The 21,760-nt window shown below is 44.4% G+C and carries 27 protein-coding genes; 21 read left to right on the forward strand and 6 right to left on the reverse strand.

Going from position 1 to position 21,760, the window contains the following annotated elements; all coding sequences use genetic code 11:
* The first annotated feature begins 101 nt into the window (after nucleotides 1-101).
* The 13 genes from M4I42_RS08195 to M4I42_RS08255 all read left to right on the forward strand — a co-directional run bounded on the left by M4I42_RS08195 (nucleotide 102) and on the right by M4I42_RS08255 (nucleotide 11,139).
* Nucleotides 102-500, forward strand: a complete 399-nt coding sequence (locus tag M4I42_RS08195) for a cytidine deaminase (RefSeq protein ID WP_268851718.1) — start codon at nucleotides 102-104, stop codon at nucleotides 498-500.
* Complete coding sequence (gene era, locus M4I42_RS08200; protein ID WP_268851719.1) at nucleotides 493-1,401, forward strand: GTPase Era; 909 nt, start codon at nucleotides 493-495, stop codon at nucleotides 1,399-1,401. The genes M4I42_RS08195 and era overlap by 8 nt, the downstream gene beginning before the upstream one ends.
* Before the next feature lie 122 nt (nucleotides 1,402-1,523).
* Nucleotides 1,524-1,667: a YqzL family protein gene (locus M4I42_RS08205; RefSeq protein ID WP_268851720.1), complete on the forward strand. Its 144-nt coding sequence runs from the start codon at nucleotides 1,524-1,526 to the stop codon at nucleotides 1,665-1,667.
* A gap of 29 nt (nucleotides 1,668-1,696) precedes the next feature.
* On the forward strand, nucleotides 1,697-2,452 hold the full coding sequence (recO, locus tag M4I42_RS08210) for a DNA repair protein RecO (protein WP_268851721.1): 756 nt from the start codon (nucleotides 1,697-1,699) through the stop codon (nucleotides 2,450-2,452).
* A 132-nt stretch (nucleotides 2,453-2,584) separates the two neighbouring features.
* Nucleotides 2,585-3,220 carry a helix-turn-helix transcriptional regulator gene (locus M4I42_RS08215; RefSeq protein ID WP_268851722.1) on the forward strand — a complete coding sequence of 212 codons (636 nt, stop codon included), beginning with the start codon at nucleotides 2,585-2,587 and terminating at the stop codon, nucleotides 3,218-3,220.
* A gap of 12 nt (nucleotides 3,221-3,232) precedes the next feature.
* Complete coding sequence (locus M4I42_RS08220; RefSeq protein ID WP_268851723.1) at nucleotides 3,233-4,030, forward strand: pyruvate, water dikinase regulatory protein; 798 nt, start codon at nucleotides 3,233-3,235, stop codon at nucleotides 4,028-4,030.
* Nucleotides 4,031-4,311: 281 nt separating this feature from the next.
* The gene (locus M4I42_RS08225) at nucleotides 4,312-4,755 is read left to right on the forward strand and encodes a YaiI/YqxD family protein (protein WP_268851724.1); all 444 of its coding nucleotides are present in this window, start codon (nucleotides 4,312-4,314) and stop codon (nucleotides 4,753-4,755) included.
* 37 nt (nucleotides 4,756-4,792) lie between these two features.
* A complete protein-coding gene (gene dnaG / locus M4I42_RS08230; RefSeq protein WP_268851725.1) occupies nucleotides 4,793-6,592 on the forward strand; it encodes a DNA primase in 1,800 nt (599 codons plus the stop codon).
* Nucleotides 6,593-6,626: 34 nt separating this feature from the next.
* On the forward strand, nucleotides 6,627-7,748 hold the full coding sequence (rpoD, locus tag M4I42_RS08235) for an RNA polymerase sigma factor RpoD (protein ID WP_268851726.1): 1,122 nt from the start codon (nucleotides 6,627-6,629) through the stop codon (nucleotides 7,746-7,748).
* Between the two features lie 165 nt (nucleotides 7,749-7,913).
* Nucleotides 7,914-8,450 carry a hypothetical protein gene (locus M4I42_RS08240; RefSeq protein WP_268851727.1) on the forward strand — a complete coding sequence of 179 codons (537 nt, stop codon included), beginning with the start codon at nucleotides 7,914-7,916 and terminating at the stop codon, nucleotides 8,448-8,450.
* Between the two features lie 414 nt (nucleotides 8,451-8,864).
* Entirely contained in the window at nucleotides 8,865-9,227 is a 363-nt protein-coding gene (gene cccA, locus M4I42_RS08245) for a cytochrome c550 (RefSeq protein ID WP_268851728.1), read from the forward strand.
* Nucleotides 9,228-9,316: 89 nt separating this feature from the next.
* A complete protein-coding gene (locus M4I42_RS08250; RefSeq protein WP_268851729.1) occupies nucleotides 9,317-10,021 on the forward strand; it encodes a tRNA (adenine(22)-N(1))-methyltransferase in 705 nt (234 codons plus the stop codon).
* The gene (locus M4I42_RS08255) at nucleotides 10,018-11,139 is read left to right on the forward strand and encodes a Nif3-like dinuclear metal center hexameric protein (RefSeq protein ID WP_268851730.1); all 1,122 of its coding nucleotides are present in this window, start codon (nucleotides 10,018-10,020) and stop codon (nucleotides 11,137-11,139) included. The genes M4I42_RS08250 and M4I42_RS08255 overlap by 4 nt, the downstream gene beginning before the upstream one ends.
* A gap of 34 nt (nucleotides 11,140-11,173) precedes the next feature.
* On the opposite strand, the gene M4I42_RS08260 is transcribed toward M4I42_RS08255, so the two are convergent.
* Both M4I42_RS08260 and vrrA read right to left on the reverse strand, forming a co-directional pair.
* Nucleotides 11,174-12,121: a 4-hydroxy-3-methylbut-2-enyl diphosphate reductase gene (locus M4I42_RS08260; RefSeq protein WP_268851731.1), complete on the reverse strand. Its 948-nt coding sequence runs from the start codon at nucleotides 12,119-12,121 to the stop codon at nucleotides 11,174-11,176.
* 72 nt (nucleotides 12,122-12,193) lie between these two features.
* Nucleotides 12,194-12,700: a VrrA/YqfQ family protein gene (gene vrrA, locus M4I42_RS08265; protein WP_268851732.1), complete on the reverse strand. Its 507-nt coding sequence runs from the start codon at nucleotides 12,698-12,700 to the stop codon at nucleotides 12,194-12,196.
* Nucleotides 12,701-12,867: 167 nt separating this feature from the next.
* On the opposite strand from vrrA, the gene M4I42_RS08270 reads away from it, so the two are divergent.
* On the forward strand, nucleotides 12,868-14,178 hold the full coding sequence (locus tag M4I42_RS08270) for a DEAD/DEAH box helicase (RefSeq protein ID WP_268851733.1): 1,311 nt from the start codon (nucleotides 12,868-12,870) through the stop codon (nucleotides 14,176-14,178).
* 30 nt (nucleotides 14,179-14,208) lie between these two features.
* Complete coding sequence (locus M4I42_RS08275; protein ID WP_268851734.1) at nucleotides 14,209-15,108, forward strand: deoxyribonuclease IV; 900 nt, start codon at nucleotides 14,209-14,211, stop codon at nucleotides 15,106-15,108.
* A gap of 6 nt (nucleotides 15,109-15,114) precedes the next feature.
* Here M4I42_RS08275 and M4I42_RS08280 read toward each other — a convergent pair whose 3' ends face one another.
* On the reverse strand, nucleotides 15,115-15,375 hold the full coding sequence (locus tag M4I42_RS08280) for a DUF2624 domain-containing protein (RefSeq protein WP_268851735.1): 261 nt from the start codon (nucleotides 15,373-15,375) through the stop codon (nucleotides 15,115-15,117).
* An 89-nt stretch (nucleotides 15,376-15,464) separates the two neighbouring features.
* On the opposite strand from M4I42_RS08280, the gene M4I42_RS08285 reads away from it, so the two are divergent.
* From M4I42_RS08285 to M4I42_RS08300, 4 genes are all read left to right on the forward strand, one after another.
* Nucleotides 15,465-16,346, forward strand: coding sequence for a YitT family protein (locus M4I42_RS08285; RefSeq protein ID WP_268851736.1), 882 nt, complete (start codon nucleotides 15,465-15,467; stop codon nucleotides 16,344-16,346).
* A 92-nt stretch (nucleotides 16,347-16,438) separates the two neighbouring features.
* Nucleotides 16,439-17,197, forward strand: a complete 759-nt coding sequence (locus M4I42_RS08290) for a metal ABC transporter ATP-binding protein (protein WP_268851737.1) — start codon at nucleotides 16,439-16,441, stop codon at nucleotides 17,195-17,197.
* Nucleotides 17,198-17,211: 14 nt separating this feature from the next.
* Nucleotides 17,212-18,045: a metal ABC transporter permease gene (locus tag M4I42_RS08295; protein WP_268851738.1), complete on the forward strand. Its 834-nt coding sequence runs from the start codon at nucleotides 17,212-17,214 to the stop codon at nucleotides 18,043-18,045.
* Between the two features lie 5 nt (nucleotides 18,046-18,050).
* Entirely contained in the window at nucleotides 18,051-18,476 is a 426-nt protein-coding gene (locus M4I42_RS08300; RefSeq protein WP_268851739.1) for a Fur family transcriptional regulator, read from the forward strand.
* 18 nt (nucleotides 18,477-18,494) lie between these two features.
* Here M4I42_RS08300 and M4I42_RS08305 read toward each other — a convergent pair whose 3' ends face one another.
* Entirely contained in the window at nucleotides 18,495-19,091 is a 597-nt protein-coding gene (locus tag M4I42_RS08305) for a hypothetical protein (RefSeq protein WP_268851740.1), read from the reverse strand.
* 143 nt (nucleotides 19,092-19,234) lie between these two features.
* Between M4I42_RS08305 and M4I42_RS08310 the strand changes: the two genes are divergently transcribed.
* On the forward strand, nucleotides 19,235-19,585 hold the full coding sequence (locus M4I42_RS08310; RefSeq protein WP_268851741.1) for a DUF4190 domain-containing protein: 351 nt from the start codon (nucleotides 19,235-19,237) through the stop codon (nucleotides 19,583-19,585).
* A gap of 32 nt (nucleotides 19,586-19,617) precedes the next feature.
* Here M4I42_RS08310 and ispG read toward each other — a convergent pair whose 3' ends face one another.
* Together ispG and M4I42_RS08320 are read right to left on the reverse strand one after the other, a co-directional pair.
* Nucleotides 19,618-20,721: a flavodoxin-dependent (E)-4-hydroxy-3-methylbut-2-enyl-diphosphate synthase gene (gene ispG, locus M4I42_RS08315; protein ID WP_268851742.1), complete on the reverse strand. Its 1,104-nt coding sequence runs from the start codon at nucleotides 20,719-20,721 to the stop codon at nucleotides 19,618-19,620.
* Between the two features lie 85 nt (nucleotides 20,722-20,806).
* On the reverse strand, nucleotides 20,807-21,133 hold the full coding sequence (locus M4I42_RS08320; protein WP_268851743.1) for a LysM peptidoglycan-binding domain-containing protein: 327 nt from the start codon (nucleotides 21,131-21,133) through the stop codon (nucleotides 20,807-20,809).
* A gap of 199 nt (nucleotides 21,134-21,332) precedes the next feature.
* Here M4I42_RS08320 and M4I42_RS08325 point away from each other — a divergent pair.
* The coding region (locus M4I42_RS08325; protein ID WP_268851744.1) for an extracellular solute-binding protein at nucleotides 21,333-21,760 on the forward strand (428 nt) is incomplete at its 3' end.

A 21,760-nucleotide genomic window follows, 5' to 3' on the forward strand; every position in this document is an offset into this window, starting at 1 on the left:
AATTTTTCTGTATATAATTCGCGAATACAGATGAAATTTTTCGCAATTTCTTGTAAAATAAAGAAAGAGGCTATTCGTCTCTAAAGAAAGGAAGAGCAGCAATGGATATGGCACAATTGATTGAGGAAGCGAAAAAGGCAAGAGAATATGCGTACGCCCCTTATTCGAAGTTTCAAGTCGGCGCTGCCTTATTAACAAAAGATGGAAAAATTCACCGTGGTTGTAATATTGAAAACGCTGCTTACAGCTTATGCAATTGTGCAGAGCGCACTGCTTTATTTAAAGCTTATTCGGAAGGGGCGCGCGAATATGCAGCGCTTGCGGTCATCGCTGATACTTCCCGTCCAGTTCCGCCGTGCGGGGCGTGCCGCCAAGTCATTGCGGAATTATGTCCGCCAGATATGAAAGTAATTTTAGCCAATTTGAAAGGCGACGTCACGGAACTGACGGTGAAAGAACTATTACCAGGAGCATTTTCAGCGGAGGATTTACATGAGTAGAGAAAAATTTAAATCAGGATTCGTTTCCATTATCGGAAGACCAAACGTTGGAAAATCGACGTTTTTAAACCGTGTCATCGGCCAAAAGATTGCGATTATGAGCGATAAGCCGCAGACGACACGCAATAAAATTCAAGGCGTCTATACGACCGATGACGCACAAATTATTTTCATCGATACGCCTGGGATTCATAAGCCAAAGCATAAACTTGGCGATTTCATGATGAAGGTAGCGCAAAATGCCTTAAAAGAAGTTGACGTCATTTTGTTTATGATCAACGCCGAAGAAGGATTCGGGCGCGGAGATGCTTTCATCATCGAGCGGCTGAAAGAAGTGAATACGCCGGTGTTTTTAGTTATTAACAAAATCGACCAAGTACATCCGGATGACTTGTTGCCGCTCATTGAGCGCTATAAATCGCTTTATTCGTTTGCGGAAATTGTGCCGATCTCAGCTTTACAAGGCAACAACGTCGAAACATTGATTGAACAAATTAAAAAATATTTGCCAGAAGGACCGCAATATTATCCAGCGGACCAAGTGACAGATCATCCGGAGCGGTTTATTATTGCTGAGCTGATTCGCGAAAAAGCGCTTCATTTGACGCGTGAAGAAGTGCCGCATTCGATTGCGGTGGTGATTGATTCCATCGAACGTCGCGAAGATAGCCATACGGTATATGTAGGGGCGACGATTATTGTAGAACGCGATTCACAAAAAGGAATTATTATCGGAAAGCAAGGGCGGATGTTAAAAGAGATCGGGCAGCGCGCCCGCATGGACATCGAAGCGTTGCTCGGCTCGAAAGTGTTTTTAGAGCTTTGGGTCAAAGTGCAAAAAGACTGGCGCAATAAACTGTCGCAGCTTCGTGACTTCGGGTTTAGGGAAGACGAGTATTAACAAATTTTATGCAACATAAATCATTTGTCGGGAAGCCAACCTAATAAATAGCTCGTGCGATATGTTTGTGGCAGTTTGCCAACAACATGGAAAGATCCTGCAGGCGGAAAGGTTGTGGTTCAATGCTAGAGTTTACGTGGAAGTTGTTCAGCCAAACAGGCAATATTGACACGTATCTCCTTTTTAAAGAGCTTGAAAGAGAACATCAACCGAACGGTGATGAGCAAGAGCAAGAGTTAACGGAAATGGACCAGCCGATTTTCTAAGCTGCTTTTCCAGCTTGGTGGTGATGAGATTGTTTGAAAAATGTGAAGCGATTGTGCTTCGGACAGTGGATTACGGTGAAACGAACAAAATCGTGACATTATGGACAAGAGAATGGGGAAAGGTGGCTGTGATGGCTCGCGGTGCCAAAAAGCCAAGCAGTCGCCTTTCATCTGTCACCCAATTGTTTACATACGGCTATTATTTAGTACAAAAAAGTCGCGGCGTCGGCAGCCTGCACCAAGGAGAAGTGATCGATTCGCTGCGCGGCATTCGCGAAAATATTTTCGCAACTGCTTACGCCTCGTATATTGTTGAATTAACGGATAAAATTACTGACGAACAGCGACCGAATCCGTATTTGTTTGAACTGCTGTTGCAAACATTAAAATATATGAACGATGGGCTCGATTTAGAAATTATTACATACATTTACGAAATGAAAATGTTAAATGTCATGGGACTGTACCCTTCATTAGATCACTGCGCCGTCTGTAAACAGACAGAAGGAAAATTTTCTTTTTCTGTGAAAGAAGGAGGCTTTCTTTGCCATCGTTGTGAAGCGACAGACCCTCATCGTCTGCCGCTTTCTTCTGCGGCAGTCAAGCTGTTGCGTCTCTTTTATCATTTAGACATATCGCGGCTTGGAAAAATTTCTGTGAGGGAAGAAACGAAAAAAGAATTGAACCGCGCCATTTCCGCCTATTATGACGAATATTCAGGTCTTTCGTTAAAGACGAAACGCTTTTTAACGCAAATCGAGCAGTTAAAAAATCACTTACAATAAACAGGGGGGCCATAAACAGATGGCAGCCCTTATTCTTTTTTGAATTTTCGTGATTTCACCTTTGCAAAGTCGTGAATTAAGTTATAATATTCTCATATACGTATGTCCTTTTAGTTTTGAGTAAGGTGGTGAATGACAATCGAACTAAATAAGCGCCAAGAGCAAATTTTGCAAATCGTCAAAGATCACGGCCCGATTACTGGGGAAAGCATTGCTGAAAAATTAAATTTAACGCGGGCAACGCTGCGTCCTGATTTGGCGATTTTAACGATGGCCGGCTATTTGGAAGCGAGACCGAGAGTCGGCTATTTTTATACAGGGAAAACGGGCACTCAGCTTCTCGCCGATCGAATGAAAAAGTTAAAAGTGTGCGACCATCAATCCATTCCCGTCGTTGTTAACGAAAACGTCAGCGTGTACGATGCGATTGTCACGATGTTTTTAGAAGACGTAGGGACGTTGTTTGTCGTCGATGAAGAATCGCTATTAGTTGGTGTTTTGTCGCGGAAAGATTTGTTGCGGGCTAGCATCGGCAAACAAGAGTTAACGTCGATCCCAGTGAATATTATTATGACGAGAATGCCGAATATTACGGTCTGTTATAAAGACGATTTATTAATTGATGTCGCGGAACGGTTAATTGAAAAACAAATTGATGCGATGCCGGTTGTAAAAAAGACGGATAAAGGATATGAAGTGATCGGAAGAATTACAAAAACGAACATTACAAAAGCGTTTGTTGCGCTAGCAAAAGACGATTTGCTTTGAGGAGGTTGAGGGATGCAACGTGTCGTATACGTAGTTTCCGATTCAGGGGGGGAAACGGCAGAATTAGTCGTAAAAGCAGCTGCGAGCCAATTCAATAATTCTGTCATTCAATTAAAGCGCGTGCCATACGTCGAGGACATTTCAACATTAAAAGAAGTGGTAGCGCTGGCGAAAATGAACGATGCGATTATCGCCTTTACGCTCGTCGTACCGCAAATGCGCCAGTTTTTAATCGAAGAAGCGCAGCGCGAAGGAGTAGAAGCGTACGACATCATCGGTCCGCTAATCGAAAAAATGCGGGATTTATTTAACATGACGCCGCGCTATGAGCCAGGACAAGTTCGCGTGTTAGATGAAGATTATTTCAAAAAAATTGAAGCGATTGAATTTGCGGTGAAATATGATGACGGACGTGATCCGCGTGGGATTTTGCGGGCAGACATTGTGTTGATCGGGGTGTCGCGCACATCGAAAACACCGCTTTCGCAATATTTAGCGCACAAACGACTAAAAGTGGCGAACGTTCCAATTGTGCCGGAAGTCGAGCCGCCGGAAGAACTGTTTAAAGTGTCGCCAGATAAATGCTTCGGGTTAAAAATTAGCCCGGAAAAATTAAATTCGATTCGCCGCGAGCGTTTAAAAGCGCTTGGCTTGGATGATAAAGCGATCTATGCGAATATCGAGCGGATTAAAGAAGAATTAGATTACTTTGATAAAGTCATTCAAAAAATCGGCTGCGATGTCATTGATGTGACGAATAAAGCGGTCGAAGAAACAGCCAATATTATTATGAAAAAACGCAAGCTGTAAACGATCGAAACGGGCTAAGCAGAAGAGCTAAGCTCGTTTTGTTTTGTTGCATGTTGTAGCGCTTGTAGTGACGAAAGGCGTATTTTTTTATAGCATATTCTCCATGTTTGTATTATAATAAAAAATTGTGATAAAAATACGTTTAGAGCGCATATAGAACGAGTAAACTATTTATAGTTTATTGTCAAGAGGGAATTGTCGACAAAATTCGCGATGTTATTAGGAGGAGAAGCAGGATTTCTGAAAAACATGTAGAATGTAAAAGACATGGACGGCGACATTTGACTATTTTTGTCGATGCGGACGCTTGTCCTGTAAAACATGAAATTTTTTCACTCGCTCGTCAATATAATGTAGAGAGCGTTTTTGTGTCTTCATATAACCATTTTTCGCACGATCAAACGATGAAATGGGTATATGTAGATACGGAAAAAGAAGCGGTCGATTTGTATATTGTCAATCATGCCCATCGAGGGGATGTCGTGGTTACACAAGATATCGGATTGGCGAGCATGCTAGTAAACCGACAAATTTACGTCGTTTCTCCGCGAGGGAGCGTATATAGAGAGGAAGAGATGGGGCAGCGACTTTATGCCCGGTACCTTCAAGCGAAACAGCGTCGGCAAGGCATTTATGGCAAAGGGATGAAACGTTTTTCAGCAGAAGAACGACAGGCGTTTCGAAAAAGTTTCGAAAAAATTTTGTCGAAACTCGCAGGAAAATAGACATAGGTCGAGAATAATACATTACGGAGTTGTTCATATGGGATATCGTATTCCCGAAGAAACGATTGAGGAAATCCGTCGGGCTGTTGATATTGTCGATGTCATTAGCGATTATGTCCAGCTCAAAAAACAAGGACGAAATTATTTTGGACTATGTCCGTTCCATGGGGAGAAAACACCATCGTTTTCTGTATCTCCTGAAAAACAAATTTTCCATTGTTTTGGTTGTGGAGCGGGCGGAAACGTTTTTTCGTTTCTAATGGACATGGAAGGCCTTTCGTTTGTTGAGGCAGCCGAGCGGTTAGCAGCGCGAGCCAATGTAGACTTGTCGCATTTGGCAATTCACGACCAACCAAAACGGCAGTCTGAAACGAGTGATGCCAAAAAAATGATTGAGGCGCATGAACTTTTAAAGAAATTTTATCATCATTTGCTCATAAATACAAAAGAGGGGCAGGAAGCGCTTCGTTATTTACAAGCACGCGGCATTTCGCTGTCAGCAATCGAGCAGTTTGAAATCGGCTACTCTCCTCCATCGTGGGATGTAGCGGTGAAATTTTTAAAAGGCCGTGGTTTTTCGCTTGAGTTGATGGAAAAAGCAGGGCTTGTCATTCGCAAAGAAGACGGCAACTATTTTGACCGTTTTCGTAACCGGGTAATGTTTCCGATTCATAATCATCATGGGGAAACGGTCGCGTTTTCCGGGCGGGCGATCGGCGAAGGGCAACCAAAATATTTAAACAGTCCGGAAACGTTGATTTTTCATAAAGGAGAAATTTTATACCATTTTCATCAGGCAAGGCTTCCTATCCGGAAACAGCAACAGGCAGTTTTGTTCGAAGGTTTTGCTGATGTCATCTCAGCGGTGCAAGCAGGGGTGGCGAATGCGGTCGCAACGATGGGAACGGCGTTAACAGATGAGCAAGCACGCATTCTTCGGCGCAATGTCGAAACGGTCGTGATTTGCTATGACGGGGATGCTGCGGGAACGGAGGCTGCGGTTCGGGCGGCTGAGTTATTAGCTCAAGCCGGTTGTCATGTGAAAGTTGCAACAATTCCTGACGGACTGGACCCTGATGAATATATTCGTCGATACGGTCCGGAGCGATTTCAAGGAAACGTCATCGAATCGAGCCGCTCCTTCATGGCATTTAAAATGGCGTATTTGCGCAGGGGGAAAAATTTACAGAACGAAAACGATCAAATTCGCTATATTGAAGAAGTGTTGCGGGAAATTAGTCGGCTCTCTAACCCCATTGAATGGGATTATTATTTGCGCCAGCTAGCGAACGAGTTTTCTCTTTCGTTATCTGCCTTGCAGCAGCAGCTGGAACGTTATAAAAAAACAAAGGAACCGGTTCATGCGGATAGCGGACGGACCGCGGTGCGCCAGCCGTTGCAAAAAAAGCTGCTCCCAGCGTTTCATAATGCGGAGCGAATGTTGCTTGCCCATATGTTGCGAAGCCGTGAAGTAGCTTTTAACGTTCAACAGGCAGTGCAAGGTGAATTTAATATTGAAGAGCACCGAGCAGTGGCTGCTTATGTGTATGCGTTCTATGAAGAAGGGAACGAGCCGGATGTTAGCGCCTTGCTTGCTCGTATACCAAACGAGTTAAAACCGTTGGTGACGGAATTGTCAATGATGCTCATTAATGAAAATCTTTCTTCACAAGAACTAAATGATTATATCAAGCATGTGTTGAATTACCCGAAATGGTTAAAGATAAAAGAAAAAGAACAGGAAAAAATGGAAGCAGAGCGGCAAAAAGACTTTTTAAAAGCAGCTCGCATCGCCCAAGAAATTCTCGAAATGAAAAAAAGATTGACTGATGTGTAATATGATGTGAAAGTTTTAGAAGGAAGGTGACGAGATGGCTGAAAAATCAGCTCGTTCGAAACAAGTGGACTCTGATGCAACGTTAGAGCAAGTAAAAGAGCAATTAGTGGAGTTAGGAAAAAAACGCGGTGTGCTCACATACGAAGAAATTGCCGAGCGGTTATCGAGTTTTGATCTTGACTCCGATCAAATGGATGAATATTACGAATATTTAACAGAACAAGGCATTGATGTGATTAGTGAATCCGATTTAGAAGATGATCCCGATCTCGATGACTTAAAAGAAGAAGAATTTGATTTAAACGATTTAACCGTTCCACCTGGTGTGAAAATTAATGACCCAGTCCGCATGTATTTAAAAGAAATCGGTCGCGTTCCGCTTTTGTCAGCAGAAGAAGAAATTGAACTTGCCAAGCGGATTGAACAAGGGGACGAGGAGGCGAAACGACGCCTTACGGAAGCGAACTTGCGCCTTGTCGTGAGCATCGCCAAACGCTATGTCGGCCGTGGCATGCTATTTTTAGACCTCATTCAAGAGGGGAATATGGGCTTAATTAAAGCCGTCGAAAAGTTTGACTATCGCAAAGGGTATAAATTTAGCACGTATGCGACTTGGTGGATTCGCCAAGCCATCACAAGAGCGATTGCCGACCAAGCGCGGACGATTCGCATTCCGGTTCATATGGTCGAAACGATCAATAAGTTGATTCGCGTTCAACGCCAGCTCTTGCAAGATCTCGGCCGTGAACCATCTCCGGAAGAAATTGCTGAGGAGATGGATTTAACGCCTGAGAAGGTGCGTGAAATTTTAAAAATCGCCCAAGAGCCGGTATCGTTAGAAACACCGATTGGTGAAGAAGACGATTCGCATTTAGGGGATTTCATCGAAGACCAAGATGCGACGTCGCCTTCGGAACATGCAGCCTATGAGCTGTTAAAAGAACAGCTAGAAGACGTGCTTGATACGTTAACAGACCGTGAAGAAAACGTGCTTCGTCTTCGTTTTGGATTAGATGATGGGCGCACGCGTACGCTCGAAGAAGTCGGAAAAGTGTTTGGCGTCACGAGAGAACGCATTCGTCAAATTGAAGCAAAAGCGCTTCGGAAATTGCGCCATCCAAGCCGCAGCAAACGGCTAAAAGACTTTTTAGAGTAAGGCGCAGCCGCCTGTTTGCAATCGGGTTGGGAGGGAGTGAATCGGCTTGTGAAAAACGTGTTTCATTTCTCACAAATCCATTCCCTCAAGGTTGTGAACGAATAGTTTACTTCTTAACGGAGAAGTAAACTATTTTTATTTCCAAATCGGGAAAGGTCGATCCGCATGAACGAAAAACGACGTGAGATCATTGTGCGTGAAATTGAATATTGGAAACGCTCCCGTCTTCTTCCTGAACATTATTGCGACTATTTGTTAGCGCTTTATACAGAAGGAGAAGGAACATACTCGTCTTTAAGTTCCGCCCATTCCGGACGAGGGAAATGGACAAAGATTTTCTTTATCTTGTTAATTTGTTTATTGCTGCCAGCGGGTATTCTTGTCATTTATTTTACTGAATTGTCATTCGTTTTGCAAATGCTCCTTTTATCGCTTTTTGTTGTGATTTGTCTAATCGGTTTGTGGAAGTGGCAAAAAGAAGCGTTCGTGCATCTCCCTCTCATTAGCGGATCGTTTCTTTTATTTCTCGCCTCGGTTCGGGTTAGCGACTACTATTTTCCGAACACGACAGCTGCTTTAGCGGTGATCGTTTTTTTGAATTGCTTATTGTGGATCGTAGTTGGTGTGCGTTTTCGTTTTTTGTATTTGACGATTTCAGGAGCGCTCGGCATATTGTTGCTTGCAGGATCGTTCTTTTTCTGAATAGAACGAGAGTTGGACAGTCGCCTCGCTTTTCGTGATGGTCTAGCTGCGAACTAACATCCTCCTACGCTTTTGCTTTCGCCGTTCGACGTGCAAGCACGTCTTCGTTGAAAGCTTGCGCGTCCGTCGGATGTTTCCTTGGCTACGCCAAGGATCGTTCTTCGCTTTTCGTGTCTAGCTGCGGCTCCTAGCTCTCTTGTGCCAAGCAACCTTCCTCCGTCGAAGCAAAAAGCGCTTCTCGTCGGAAGAACGCTTGGCTTCGAGAGCTAACCAGTCGCCTCGCTTTTCGGTGTTTTCGACGATTTTCAACGAGATTGTAGATTAGGGCTTTTCCTTCTTCGCGATTTACAGTAAAATAAAATTGTTTGTAGCGGTTACATTTTTAGGAGTGTATACATAAGGGAGGTAAATACGATGAATCGAAATCCATTGATCCCGTTTGTACTCATTATGGTATTTGGGATCGGTCTGACGATTGCTCTTTCCTTCAAAGGGCTTGGTGATGCAAAAGAGCTTGCGAGCGAGAAAAAGGGTGGCGCAAAAACAGAACAAACAGCTGCTGCGAATCCAGAAGAGTTTTATAAGCAAACATGCAGCGCCTGTCACGGTGTAAACTATGAAGGCGGCGTTGGTCCGTCATTAAAAGGTGTTGGCAAACGGCTCTCTTTAGATCAAATTAAAGACGTCATCCAAAATGGTCGTGGTAACATGCCAGCTGGGCTTGTTCCGGCGGACAAAGCAGACGAAATGGCGAAATGGCTATCTAAATTGCAATAATGCCCGAAATCCCTTTGCCCTAGGTGAAGGGATTTTTTGTTTATGATACAATAGGCGGAGAAATCTTGTCGCAACGAAAGGAAGATAGGATGAATGAGTTAAAGCTATCGAAGCGATTAGAAACGGTTGTTTCGTTTATCCCAAAAGGTTCGAGGTTGGCTGATATCGGCTCGGACCATGCCTATTTGCCGTGCTATGCGTATTTGCACGGATATATTGTAGCGGCTATCGCTGGAGAAGTAGCGGATGGCCCGTTTCGTTCGGCCGAGCAGCAAGTCATCAAAACGGGATTAAGCGACGTCATTTCCGTTCGAAAAGGCGACGGTTTAGCGGTCATTGAACCGGGGGAGGTTGATTGCATTACGATCGCCGGAATGGGTGGGACGTTAATTGCCAATATTTTAGAAGCTGGAAAGTGCAAACTGCCAGGGGTGCAACGGCTTATTTTGCAGCCGAATGTCGGCGCTCATGTCGTCCGAACATGGTTAATGGACAACGGCTGGGAATTGATCGCAGAACGGATTTTAGAAGAAGAGGGGCAAATTTACGAAGTGTTGGTGGCGGAAAAAGGGGAGCCCCATAAACCGTACCGTCATCTCGAAGTAGAGCTGCTAGTCGGTCCATTTTTGCGCCAAGAACGGAGCGATGTCTTCTTAAAAAAATGGCGCAAAGAAATAGAACATTGGAAACGGATTATTGCCGAGCTAGAAGAAAAGGCAACGACACCGGAAGGTATGGCAAAAAAAGCAGAACTGGAGCGAAAAATTCAGCTAGTTGAGGAGGTATTGCGATGAGTAAAATTCCAAACGGGTACGAAATCATTCAATTGTTTGAGCAATTTGCACCGAAACATTTAGCGATGGAGGGAGATCCGATTGGCTTGCAAATCGGCACGCTCAACAAGCCGATTCATACGGTGATGATTGCGCTCGATGTGCTCGAAGAAGTAGTCGACGAGGCGATTGCGAAAAAGGTCGATCTCATCATTGCCCACCATCCACCGCTTTATCGTCCGCTCAAACAAATCGTTACCGATCAAGCGCAAGGGCGAATCGTGGCGAAATGTTTGAAACATGATATTGCGATTTATGCGGCGCATACGAATCTTGATATCGCGGAAGGCGGAGTCAACGATTGGCTTGCAGAAGCGCTTGGATTGCAAGAAGTCGACGTGCTCGTGCCGACATATGAGGAGGCGTTGAAAAAATTGGTTGTTTACGTTCCGGAAACGCATGCTAGCGCTGTTCGAGAAGCGATCGGGAGCGCCGGCGCCGGGCATATTGGAAACTATAGCCATTGCACGTTTAATAGCCGCGGCATCGGCACGTTTTTGCCGGAAGAAGGAGCGAACCCGTTCATCGGAAAAAAGGGTGAGCTTGAAGAAGTGGAAGAAGTGCGGGTGGAAACGATTTTCCCAGCCTCTTTGCAAAAAAAAGTGATTGCCGCAATGTTGAAGGCACACCCATACGAAGAAGTGGCATATGACGTTTATCCGTTAGAAAATAAAGGACGGATATGGGGATTAGGTCGCATCGGGCGTCTTCACGAAGAGATGACGCTCGGCGCATTTGCCGAACATGTCAAAAAAGCGTTGGACGTTCCGGCGGTGCGCGTTGTCGGGAACGTACAGGAGAAGGTGAAAAAAGTAGCGGTCGTTGGCGGTGATGGAAATAAATATATTCGCCAAGCGAAAATGAGCGGAGCAGATGTTTATGTCACGGGAGATGTGTATTACCACGTCGCTCATGATGCAATGGCAATGGGCCTTAAGATCGTCGACCCAGGACATCATGTCGAAAAAGTGATGAAGCAAGGGGTGGCGCGCTTTTTAGAGCAAGCATTTACGAAACAAAAATGGTCAACGGATGTTTACACATCGAACGTCCATACCGATCCGTTTACGTTTTTATAAAAAAAGGGTGTCCCTCGCTGGACACCCTTTCGTTCTATTGCTGTTTCGCTTTGACTTTCGGCAAAATTTTTTGTAATGGCACTTTTCGTTCGCGTTTCCATGTATCAGGATTGTTTGGATCAAATTGTTCGAGAAAGTCGATCACTTCTTTCGTGATGGGCGTTGGTGTTGACGCGCCGGCGGTGACGGCGACTTTTTTGGCGTCTTTAATCCAGTCAATCTCGATTTCGGTCACGTCAGCGACGCGGTACGCTTTCGTTCCGGCGATTTCTTCCGATACTTGCGCCAGCCGGTTCGAGTTATTGCTTTTTGGGTCGCCCACGACAATCGTTACGTCCGCTTCTTTTGCTTGCTCGGCCACCGCTTCTTGACGGAGCTGCGTCGCTAGGCAAATTTCTTTATGCATTTCGACGTGCGGATATTTTTCTTTCACTTTTTCCATAATGTGAGCCACGTCCCATTGGCTCATCGTTGTTTGGTTGGTGACCATGATTTTTTCGTTTGCAATCGCAAGGTTTTCGACATCGGCGACTGTTTCGACGAGATGAATATGAATCGGATCAATGCCGACCGCTCCTTCTGGCTCCGGATGGCCTTTTTTGCCGATGTAGATGATTTCATAGCCTTTTTCTAGTTTTTCGCGAATTAAGTCGTGTGTTTTTGTCACATCTGGACATGTCGCGTCAATGGTGACGAGCCCTTTTTCGCGGGCGCGTTTTTTTACCTCTGGAGACACGCCGTGAGCGGTAAAAATAACGGTTCCGTGATCAATTTTTTCCAAAATCTCCAACCGGTTTTCGCCATCGAGTGTAATGATGCCTTCTTCCGCGAACGCATCGGTGACATGTTTATTATGAACGATCATGCCTAAAATGTAGATCGGCCTTGGTAATGTTGGGTCTAATGCGACATTTCGCGCAATCACCATCGCATCGACAACGCCATAGCAATAGCCGCGCGGCGTAATTTTAATGACTTCCATCGGTTTTCCTCCCTCACTGCGCCGTTTACAAACTTTATTATACCGGAGAAAGAGGGAGAAGACAAAAAAGAACTAAATATAAAGCTTCGGAACGGACGGCTTTGGTTCGTTTCGCCGCTTTTCTTTCGCCGGTTGCGTCGCCTTTGGGAGTTCGCGTGGAGCCGGTTGCTTTTCTTTTTTGTCGTCTGTTTTTTCTTCGCTCTTTTCTTCACTGTTATCGGTTGTTTTGAGCTCTTTCCATATTTTCATCATCGCTGGCAAGTTTTTGACGAGCGGTCCGTACTGCTGTACCATCGGCATGACGTTTTGGGCGATGCCAAGCATTTTCTGGACATTTGTCAGCATCCCGCTAATTCCTCCACCTGTGGCGCTTGTGCTGCTAGCGGCATTTTGCATTGGTGTCAATGCGGCAAAAGGAGAGGATGGCATCGCTGGGCCTCTCGAAAACAGCCGCGATAAAAATCCGCCTCCTGTTGTTGGCGGTGTGGCGTATGGGGGGAGCGAACGCGCCGGGAACGAGGAGCGAGGAAACGGAAACGGTCGCGTTGCCGGAGGGGGGAACATTGGTGGTCTCATCATCTTTTTTCCTCCTTTCTAAAAATGGATTTCTATCATACAATATGCGAACATCACGGAAAATGTTTTTCATTTAGACAAGTGCCTATTGTTGCGGGAAGAAGCGAAAATCAGCTATAATGATGAATCGGGTTTGTTTGCTGGCATAGCCAATGAAAGGAGATGAGAGTGTGAAAGAAACGTTGTTTGAACGGTTTTCGTTTCAGCCTTTTATTATAGAAGCGATTAAACAGCTCGGGTTTTACAAACCGACGGAAATTCAAGAGCGGCTCATTCCAAGCATCCTCCGCGGCGAAAGCGTGATCGGGCAATCGCAAACAGGAACAGGAAAGACGCATGCTTATTTGTTGCCGATCATCGAAAAAATGGAGCCGTCACGTGAGGAAGTGCAGGCGGTCATTACCGCACCAACAAGGGAATTAGCGACGCAAATTTACCACGAAGTGTTAAAAATAACGAAACATTGCCCGCCAGACGCACCGATTACGGCCCGCTGCTTTATCGGTGGAACCGATAAACAAAAGGCGATTGAAAAATTAAAAAAACAGCCGCACATTGTCATTGGAACGCCAGGGAGAATTAACGATTTAATTCGCGAGCAAGCGTTGTTTGTCCATACCGCATCGACATTAGTCGTCGATGAAGCAGATTTAATGCTTGATATGGGCTTTATTGTCGACGTTGATCGAATTGCTGCAAGAATGCCGCAACAGTTACAAATGCTTGTTTTTTCGGCGACCATTCCGGAGAAGTTAAAGCCGTTTTTGAAAAAGTATATGGAGAACCCGAAATATGTTCATGTCGCACCGAAGCAAGTAGCGGCAGAGAAAATCGAGCATGTGCTTGTCCCGCTTCGCCATCGTGATAAAATAAAATTATTGTACGATATGCTCGTAGCGTATAATCCATATTTGGCGATCGTATTTACGAATACGAAAAAACGAGCGGATGAAGTGGCGGATGCGTTAAGTGAAAAAGGGTTAAAAGTAGGGATTTTGCACGGTGATTTAACGCCGAGGGAACGTAAAAAAATGATGAAGCAAATTCGTGATCTTGAGTTCCAATATATTGTCGCTACGGACTTAGCCGCTCGCGGCATCGACATCGAAGGTGTCAGCCACGTCATTAACTACGAATTGCCGCACGATTTAGATTTTTACGTTCATCGTGTCGGCCGGACGGCGCGCGCTGGCTATACAGGGATTGCGGTTACGATTTATGAACCTTCAGACCAAGATACGTTGACAAAGCTCGAGAAAAAAGGAATTGCGTTTACGCACCGCGATCTTGTGCGCGGCGAATGGGAAGAACTAGCGCCATGGAACCAGCGCAGCAAGCGGGCAAAACAAGACAGCGAAATCGAACAGCTACTGAAAAAAGCGGTGAAAAAATCGAAACAAGTAAAGCCGGGATATAAGAAAAAATTACAAGAACAAATCGAAAAACAGAAGAAAAAGCTCCGTCGCTTAAAGAAAAAATAAAGGCGGCATTGAAAAGAAGGGGAGATGGAGATGTTGAAAATTGGTTCGCACGTATCGATGAGCGGAAAAAAGATGTTGCTCGCCGCGAGTGAAGAAGCGGTTTCTTACGGAGCAAATACGTTTATGATTTATACGGGCGCGCCGCAAAATACGAGGCGAAAAAAGATTGAAGAACTGAACATTGAAGCGGGGCTTGCCCATATGAAAGAGCACGGCATTGACGAAATTGTCGTGCATGCTCCTTATATTATTAACATCGGCAATACGGTAAATGCAGATACGTTTCGGCTTGGGGTCGATTTTTTAGGCGATGAAATTGAACGGACGGCGGCCATCGGTGCCAAACAAATCGTTCTTCATCCGGGCGCACACGTCGGGGCAGGAGTGGATGCCGGCATTGCAAAAATTATCGAAGGATTAAACGAAGTGATCACGCGCGAACAACCTGTGCAAATCGCTTTAGAAACAATGGCTGGAAAAGGGTCGGAATGTGGCAGTCGCTTTGAAGAGCTGGCAAAAATCATCGACGGTGTTGTGCATAACGACAAATTATCGGTTTGCTTTGATACGTGCCACGTTCACGATGCTGGCTATAATATCGTCGACGATTTTGACGGGGTATTAGAGGAATTTGATAAAGTCATTGGTTTGGAGCGGTTAAAAGTGCTGCATATTAACGACAGTAAAAATCCACGCGGCAGCCGGAAAGACCGCCATGAAAACATCGGTTTCGGCCATATCGGCTTTCAGGCGCTCAATTATATCGTTCATCATCCGAGCCTCGCTGACATTCCGAAAATTTTAGAAACGCCATATGTTGGTGATGATAAAAACGAGAAAAAGCCGCCATACCGCTTTGAAATTGCAATGCTGCGCGCGCAAACGTTCGATGAAGAAGTGTTAGAAAAAATTAAGCGATCTCCTGTGTGAGATCGCCTATTTTTTGTTTACAAATTTTAGAAACAGTTCATTCGCTTGTTTGGCCGTTTGTGGGGACGTAATTTTGGCTAGTTCCCGCACCCATTTTGCTCGTTCTTGTGGGTTGAACACATCGATTTTATTTGTGCGGGCGATTTGAATGATTTTCTTTGCCTCCTCGATCGTTAGCGGGATGCCATAATCGCGACTATAGGATACAAGTTCTTCCGGAGTAATCGTTTTTATTTTTTGATTAATGAGTTGCTGGTAAAGGTTCATGCTAGCGCCTCCTTTCCATCTATGTGTATCGTATGAAGCAAAGACGAAGAATGTGTTATAGTATAAGAAAAGAAAAAGGGGGAGTAAGATTGATCCAGAAGCAGCATAAAAAAGAAAGTACCGGACGTGTTTTATACCGTTTGTTGCTCATTTTGTTTGGGGCGTCATTGGCAGCGCTCGCCATCGAGCGATTTTTAGTGCCGAATCAAATAATTGACGGGGGAATTATCGGAATTTCGCTCATTTTAGATTATATTTTGCCGGAAAAATGGTCGTTTCTTAACTTTGCGACGCTTGTTGTACTGTTGAACGCGCCGTTTATGTATTACGGCTATAAGCAAATCGGAAAGACGTTTATGTTCTCGTCTATTTTCGGCATTGTTTGCTTAGCAGTTGTGGAGCGGGCGTTGCACCGTTTAACGCCGCTGACAAATGAGCCGATTTTAGCAACCGTTTTTGGCGGCCTTACGTTAGGAGTGGGTGTTGGACTAGTCATTCGTCATGGTGGTTCGTTGGACGGTACGGAAATTTTAGGAATTCTATTGACAAAAAAATTGCCGTTTTCCGTCGGTGAGTTTGTCATGTTTATGAATATTTTTATTTTCGGCTGGGCCGCATTTGTGTTCGGGTTAGAGCAAGCGATGTATTCGGTGATGACGTACTACATTGCGTTTAAAACGATTGATACCGTCATCGAAGGATTAGATGAAACGAAGGCGGTGATTATCGTGTCTGATCAGTATGAAGACATATCCGATGCGATTTTGCATCGGCTTGGGCGCGGCACGACGAAATTGCAAGGAAAAGGCGGCTATACGGATGCGCCAAAGGAAGTCATTTATGCGGTCGTGACGCGACTTGAATTGACGAAGCTAAAAGCGATTGTATACGAATTGGATCCGAACGCATTTATAACGATTATGAACACGCATGAAGTGAGAGGTGCGAAGTTTAAGTCCGCGATTCATTGACGTTCGTTTACAAATCAAAACCTTTACGTTATACTACATTCGTAGCTAAATCGTAATCATTCTTAATTTTGTAATTAATAGGTGGGGACGCGATGAAAACGGAAGAAGTGTTAAAAGTGGAACACGTGTCGTTCCGCTATGAAAAAGAGAACGTGTTGGAAGATGTGACGTTTTCCGTGCGAAAAGGTGCGTTTTTAGGGCTAGTCGGTCCAAACGGTTCAGGAAAATCAACGTTGTTAAAATGTATTTTAGGTTTATTAAAGCCGCAGCAAGGCAATATTTCCCTATTCGGCACCCCGATTTCGGAGTTTAAAGAGTGGCACCGCGTCGGCTTTGTGTCCCAAAAAGCGAACAGTTTTAATACAGGCTTTCCGGCGACCGTATACGAAGTCGTCGCAAGCGGATTAACTGCCAAACTTGGCCTTTTCCGTTTTTTGACGGCGAGAGAAAAGCAGGCAGTGATGGAAGCGATCGAGGCGGTTGGCATGGCGAAATTTCATAAGCAAAACATCGGAGAGTTGTCGGGTGGTCAGCAACAGCGAGTGTTTATTGCTCGAGCGATTGTCAGCAAGCCGGAGCTGTTGATTTTAGACGAGCCTACCGTCGGGGTTGATGTCCATCATGTCCAAAGTTTTTACAATATGCTCGATGAACTAAATCGTCGCCTTGGCATTACGCTTCTATTAGTGACGCACGATGTCGGGACGATTACAGAAAAAGTGACGCACGTAGCATGTTTAAATAAACATTTATATTTTCACGGGAAAGCAGACGAATTTGCGCAGTTGCAAGATCATGATTTGTCAAAGTTTTATGGTCATCATCTTCATGTGCTTTCCCACCAGCATTGACAGGGGGATTGGCGATGGTTGAAGCGATGTTTCAATATGAGTTTTTGCGCAACGCGTTTTTAGCGGGGGTGCTTATTGGCTTAGTAGCCCCATTATTAGGAGTGTTTATCGTTGTCCGACGGCTATCGTTAATCGCTGATGCGTTGAGCCATGTAACGCTGGCGGGGATTGCTGCAAGCTTGCTTATAGAAAAAAAGTTTGGAACGTTTGTTGGCTGGAACCCGCTCTATATGGGAATGGGTTTCTCAGTTGCTGGATCGCTTTTCATCGAAAAATTGCGCAGTGTCTATAAATATTACCAAGAATTAGCTATTCCAATCATTTTATCGGGTGGAATCGGGTTAAGCGTCATTTTTATTTCATTGGCGAACGGATTTAATACTGATTTATTTTCTTATTTGTTTGGCAGTGTAAGTGCGGTGAGCCGTCAAGATGTTTGGATCATTTTTGGCATTGCCTGCGCTGTAATCATGGCAATCGGTTTGTTATACAAGGAGTTGTTTCTTCTTTCGTTCGATGAAGAATATGCGGTTGCTTCTGGCATTCGGGCGAAAACGATTCATTTCGTGTTTATCGTCTTAGTAGCGCTCGTCATTGCGGCATCGATGCGCATTGTTGGCATTTTGCTTGTATCGTCGCTCATGACGCTCCCAGTTGCTGCTAGCATTCGCATTGCGAAAGGGTTTAAACAGGCGATTGTTTATTCCGTTTTGCTTGGGGAGTTGGCGGTCATTGCCGGACTGTTTATGTCATATGAGTTGGATTTGGCACCGGGCGGAACAATTGTCATGTTATCTGTGCTCATTTTACTTATCACGATTTTATGGAAAAAATGGAGAAGGGGATAAGGAGAATGAATGTTGCGCAAGCCATTCAGCTGATGAAAGAAAAGGGGTTTAAGCATACGGGGAAGCGGGAAGAGATGTTGCATTTGTTTTCGAGAACGGATAAATATTTAACAGCGAAAGATGTATTAGATGCGTTAAAAACCGACTATCCCGGCTTAAGCTTTGATACGATTTACCGTAATTTATCGTTGTTTGTCGAGCTCGGCATTTTGGAAATGACGGAGTTGTCTGGTGAAAAACATTTCCGTTTTAAATGCAATAGCACGCACCATCATCATCATTTTATTTGCATGGAATGCGGAAAGACGAAAGAAATCGCCACATGCCCGATGAGCGGATTGCAGGATCATTTGCAAGGATATGAGGTAGCAGATCATAAATTTGAAATATACGGAAAATGCCCAGAATGTCAAAGGGATATCTCGTATTGAGGAGATATCCCTTTCGCTTTATGAACGTTCGCCAACGTTTGTCATTGGAGAAGGTGATAATAGCTCATCAATATATTGCTTCGCTTCTAGCCATGTTTTTACGCGAATGACTTGTTTTGGCAAAGGTCCTTGATTATAAGGTGTATCGAATAAAATGACGGGGATGTTGCATTGTTCGCCGATGTCGCAGGCGTTGTCGTACTTATCCTCGAAAAAGGCGGCAATGTTGTATGTTTTGACGGCTTCGATTTTGTCATGCGAGCCAATAAGCTCGATGTGGTGGTAATGGACGCCGTGCTTTTTAAACCATTGTTCAGTAATATCGTACAAATGTTTGCCGCGAGCGCTAATATAAAATAGTTCATATTGATATTTCCAGCTGTCGATGACTTCAAGCGCATGCTGAGCGAGCGGCGCCTCTTTGTAAATCATCCCTTCGTATTGTTCCATCCAGCGATCGATTTCTTCCTCTGTCGTATCATACAGCGGCGCTAAATTGTATTGCGTAATGTCTGCAAGCGTCAATTCTTTTTGAAATGACCGGTTCAAATAAGGAATAAAGGTACTTGGACAAGTGATCGTTCCATCGATGTCGATGCCGAGACGTTTTTTCATTGGTCATTTAAGCACTCCTTTCTGAACTATATTGTAACATATCCCACGCATTTTTCCTTCTCATGAAAACATTCGCAGCGATATTTTTGAATGAACAAACCATACTAATAATGCTCCTTACTTTAGGAAAGCGAGGGAACAACATGGTCGATGATTACAATCGCACGTATAACGAAAGTTACGTGCAATCCATCGGAAAAGTGGAACGAGAGCCTGATTTTATGGAAGAAACGTCTGCGGAAATCGCTGAACCGGTTCGTCGTTACGACGAACGGGAGGAAAGAGAAGGAGCGAACGGAAGCGGATGGGGGTGGACGGCGCTCGCCCTGTCGATTCTTTCCTTGTTTATGATGCCAATTCTTTTAGGAGCAGCAGGGATTATTGTCGGCTTTATTGCACGGCGACGTGGGGCAGCGACGTTAGGTGCTTGGGCGATCGGCATTGGCGTTGTGTCGATTATTATAAAATTGTTTGTATTACCATTTTATTATTAAGAAGAAAAGCGAAAAGCTTGGCGCGTGAAGCGTCAAGCTTTTTGTGATTGTTTTTGTTTGGCAAAATATTCTTCCGCTAGTTTATCTACTTCTTTTTTAAGTTCTTCGACCATTGTTTCTTCCGGAACTTTGCGGACGATTTGTCCGTGGCGGAATAGCAAGCCTTCTCCGCGCGCACCGGCGATGCCGATATCGGCTTCGCGCGCTTCTCCGGGACCGTTGACCGCGCAGCCGAGAACGGCGACTTTAATCGGCGCTTTAATTTTAGCGATATATTCTTCAATTTCGTTGGCGATACTGATCAAGTCGATTTCGATTCGTCCGCACGTCGGGCAAGAAATAAGCGTGGCAGCGTTAGCCGCAAGCCCGAACGCTTTTAACAATTCTCTTGCCACTTTTACTTCTTCGACTGGATCGGCGCTGAGTGAAATGCGAATCGTGTTTCCGATTCCTTTGCTTAAAATCGCTCCGAGTCCGGCAGCGCTTTTGACCGTTCCGGCAAAGAGCGTTCCTGATTCGGTAATGCCGAGATGAAGCGGGTAGTCGAACGTTCTTGCTGCTTTTTCGTACGCTTCAATGGCAAGGCGGACATCGGATGCTTTTAATGACACGATAATATCGTGAAAATCAAGCTCTTCTAGAATGCGGATGTGGTACAGTGCGCTTTCCACCATTCCGTCGGCCGTCGGATAGCCGTATTTCTCTAAAATGCGCTTTTCTAATGAGCCGGCATTGACGCCGATGCGAATCGGGATGCCCCGCTCTTTCGCCGCTTTCACAACCGCTTCGACTTTTTCGCGGCGCCCGATGTTTCCAGGGTTGATGCGGATTTTGTCCGCTCCGCCTTCAATCGCTTTTAACGCTAATTTGTAATCGAAATGAATATCGACAACAAGCGGGATGTTAATTCGTTTTTTAATTTCAGGGATGGCGTTGGCCGCCCGTTCGTCTGGGCAGGCGACGCGAACGATTTGGCAGCCTGCCTCTTCTAATCGATGTATTTCAGCAACCGTCGCATCGACATCGTGCGTTTTTGTTGTCGTCATGCTTTGAATGATGACTTCATTGCTTCCGCCGATCGTCAAATTGCCGACGCGCACCGGGCGGGTTTTTGAACGATGAATAATTTCATTCACGGATGATTCGCTCCTTTAAGAAACAAGTTCATGTCAACTTCTCAATTATTGTAACAATGTTTATCGACAATTGACAAGAAATTCATCAGTTTTGTTGATAAACAGGGATTTTGTACGTTTTTCCAATTTGAAGGGAGGAGGCTTTTACGCCCGGATTTAGTGATTCAAAATCGTTGATTAACGTTTTGATGGAAACAGGTAATGGCCCACCTTGCTTTCGTTCTGCCATGGAAAGCAATGTATCACCGGCTTTTACCTTTATGACTTCATAACTAATAGATAAAGCTGTTTTTGTCAAACGAACATCAACTGTTCTTTTTTCATTAAAGATCGGTAACGTGCCTTTTGTTACATCATGATAGACAGTATATATGATTAAACAAAACATGAATATGCTGAGCAACTTTTTCATTTCGTTTCATTTCCCCCCCCTAAAAGCGACTATTAAAATATGTATGTTTGTCCGAATCAAATATGTCTATAAAGAAGAATTTTTTAGAAAAAAATGGAATGTATCTTTACTTAAACTTAACATTTGCTTAATAAAAGAATAAAACTTGTTCGTTACAATGACTTTGTAAGTCAGATATAGAAAAAATATGGAGGGTAAAATGATGCTGAAAAGAAATCTAAAGCTAGCGATGGCAGCACTATTCATTACGGGGTCACTTGCTGGATGTGGAACCTCTAACAAGCCTGCTCAAGAAGGTAATGCGAAAAAAGAAGAAAATCAACAAACCTATTCCGGAACCATTACATTAGCTGGTTCTACAGCACTCCAACCTCTTGCTGAAGAAGCAGCGAATGAATTTATGCAAACATATCCAGATGTTTCAATCACAGTACAAGGTGGCGGAAGCGGTACTGGTGTTAACCAAGTAGCAGCAGGTGCTGTTCAAATCGGTAACTCAGATGTTCCATCAGCAGAAAAAATTGAAGATAAAGCGAAAGCTGGAGAATTAGTTGATAATAAAGTAGCAGGAATCGCATTTGCGTTAGTAGTAAATAAAGATGTAAAAGTAGATTCGTTAACTGTTCA

It is taken from the genome of Anoxybacillus sp. J5B_2022, from assembly GCF_026847645.1.
Taxonomy (GTDB): Bacteria; Bacillota; Bacilli; order Bacillales; family Anoxybacillaceae; genus Anoxybacteroides.

Coding starts and splice junctions, on each gene's coding strand:
- M4I42_RS08195 (WP_268851718.1), top strand. CDS start 102: ATGGATATGGCACAATTGATTGAGGAAGCGAAAAAGGCAAGAGAATAT.
- era (WP_268851719.1), top strand. CDS start 493: ATGAGTAGAGAAAAATTTAAATCAGGATTCGTTTCCATTATCGGAAGA.
- M4I42_RS08205 (WP_268851720.1), top strand. CDS start 1,524: ATGCTAGAGTTTACGTGGAAGTTGTTCAGCCAAACAGGCAATATTGAC.
- M4I42_RS08215 (WP_268851722.1), top strand. CDS start 2,585: ATGACAATCGAACTAAATAAGCGCCAAGAGCAAATTTTGCAAATCGTC.
- M4I42_RS08220 (WP_268851723.1), top strand. CDS start 3,233: ATGCAACGTGTCGTATACGTAGTTTCCGATTCAGGGGGGGAAACGGCA.
- dnaG (WP_268851725.1), top strand. CDS start 4,793: ATGGGATATCGTATTCCCGAAGAAACGATTGAGGAAATCCGTCGGGCT.
- rpoD (WP_268851726.1), top strand. CDS start 6,627: ATGGCTGAAAAATCAGCTCGTTCGAAACAAGTGGACTCTGATGCAACG.
- M4I42_RS08240 (WP_268851727.1), top strand. CDS start 7,914: ATGAACGAAAAACGACGTGAGATCATTGTGCGTGAAATTGAATATTGG.
- cccA (WP_268851728.1), top strand. CDS start 8,865: ATGAATCGAAATCCATTGATCCCGTTTGTACTCATTATGGTATTTGGG.
- M4I42_RS08250 (WP_268851729.1), top strand. CDS start 9,317: ATGAATGAGTTAAAGCTATCGAAGCGATTAGAAACGGTTGTTTCGTTT.
- M4I42_RS08255 (WP_268851730.1), top strand. CDS start 10,018: ATGAGTAAAATTCCAAACGGGTACGAAATCATTCAATTGTTTGAGCAA.
- M4I42_RS08260 (WP_268851731.1), bottom strand. CDS start 12,121: ATGGAAGTCATTAAAATTACGCCGCGCGGCTATTGCTATGGCGTTGTC.
- vrrA (WP_268851732.1), bottom strand. CDS start 12,700: ATGATGAGACCACCAATGTTCCCCCCTCCGGCAACGCGACCGTTTCCG.
- M4I42_RS08275 (WP_268851734.1), top strand. CDS start 14,209: ATGTTGAAAATTGGTTCGCACGTATCGATGAGCGGAAAAAAGATGTTG.
- M4I42_RS08280 (WP_268851735.1), bottom strand. CDS start 15,375: ATGAACCTTTACCAGCAACTCATTAATCAAAAAATAAAAACGATTACT.
- M4I42_RS08290 (WP_268851737.1), top strand. CDS start 16,439: ATGAAAACGGAAGAAGTGTTAAAAGTGGAACACGTGTCGTTCCGCTAT.
- M4I42_RS08295 (WP_268851738.1), top strand. CDS start 17,212: ATGGTTGAAGCGATGTTTCAATATGAGTTTTTGCGCAACGCGTTTTTA.
- M4I42_RS08300 (WP_268851739.1), top strand. CDS start 18,051: ATGAATGTTGCGCAAGCCATTCAGCTGATGAAAGAAAAGGGGTTTAAG.
- M4I42_RS08305 (WP_268851740.1), bottom strand. CDS start 19,091: ATGAAAAAACGTCTCGGCATCGACATCGATGGAACGATCACTTGTCCA.
- M4I42_RS08310 (WP_268851741.1), top strand. CDS start 19,235: ATGGTCGATGATTACAATCGCACGTATAACGAAAGTTACGTGCAATCC.
- M4I42_RS08320 (WP_268851743.1), bottom strand. CDS start 21,133: ATGAAAAAGTTGCTCAGCATATTCATGTTTTGTTTAATCATATATACT.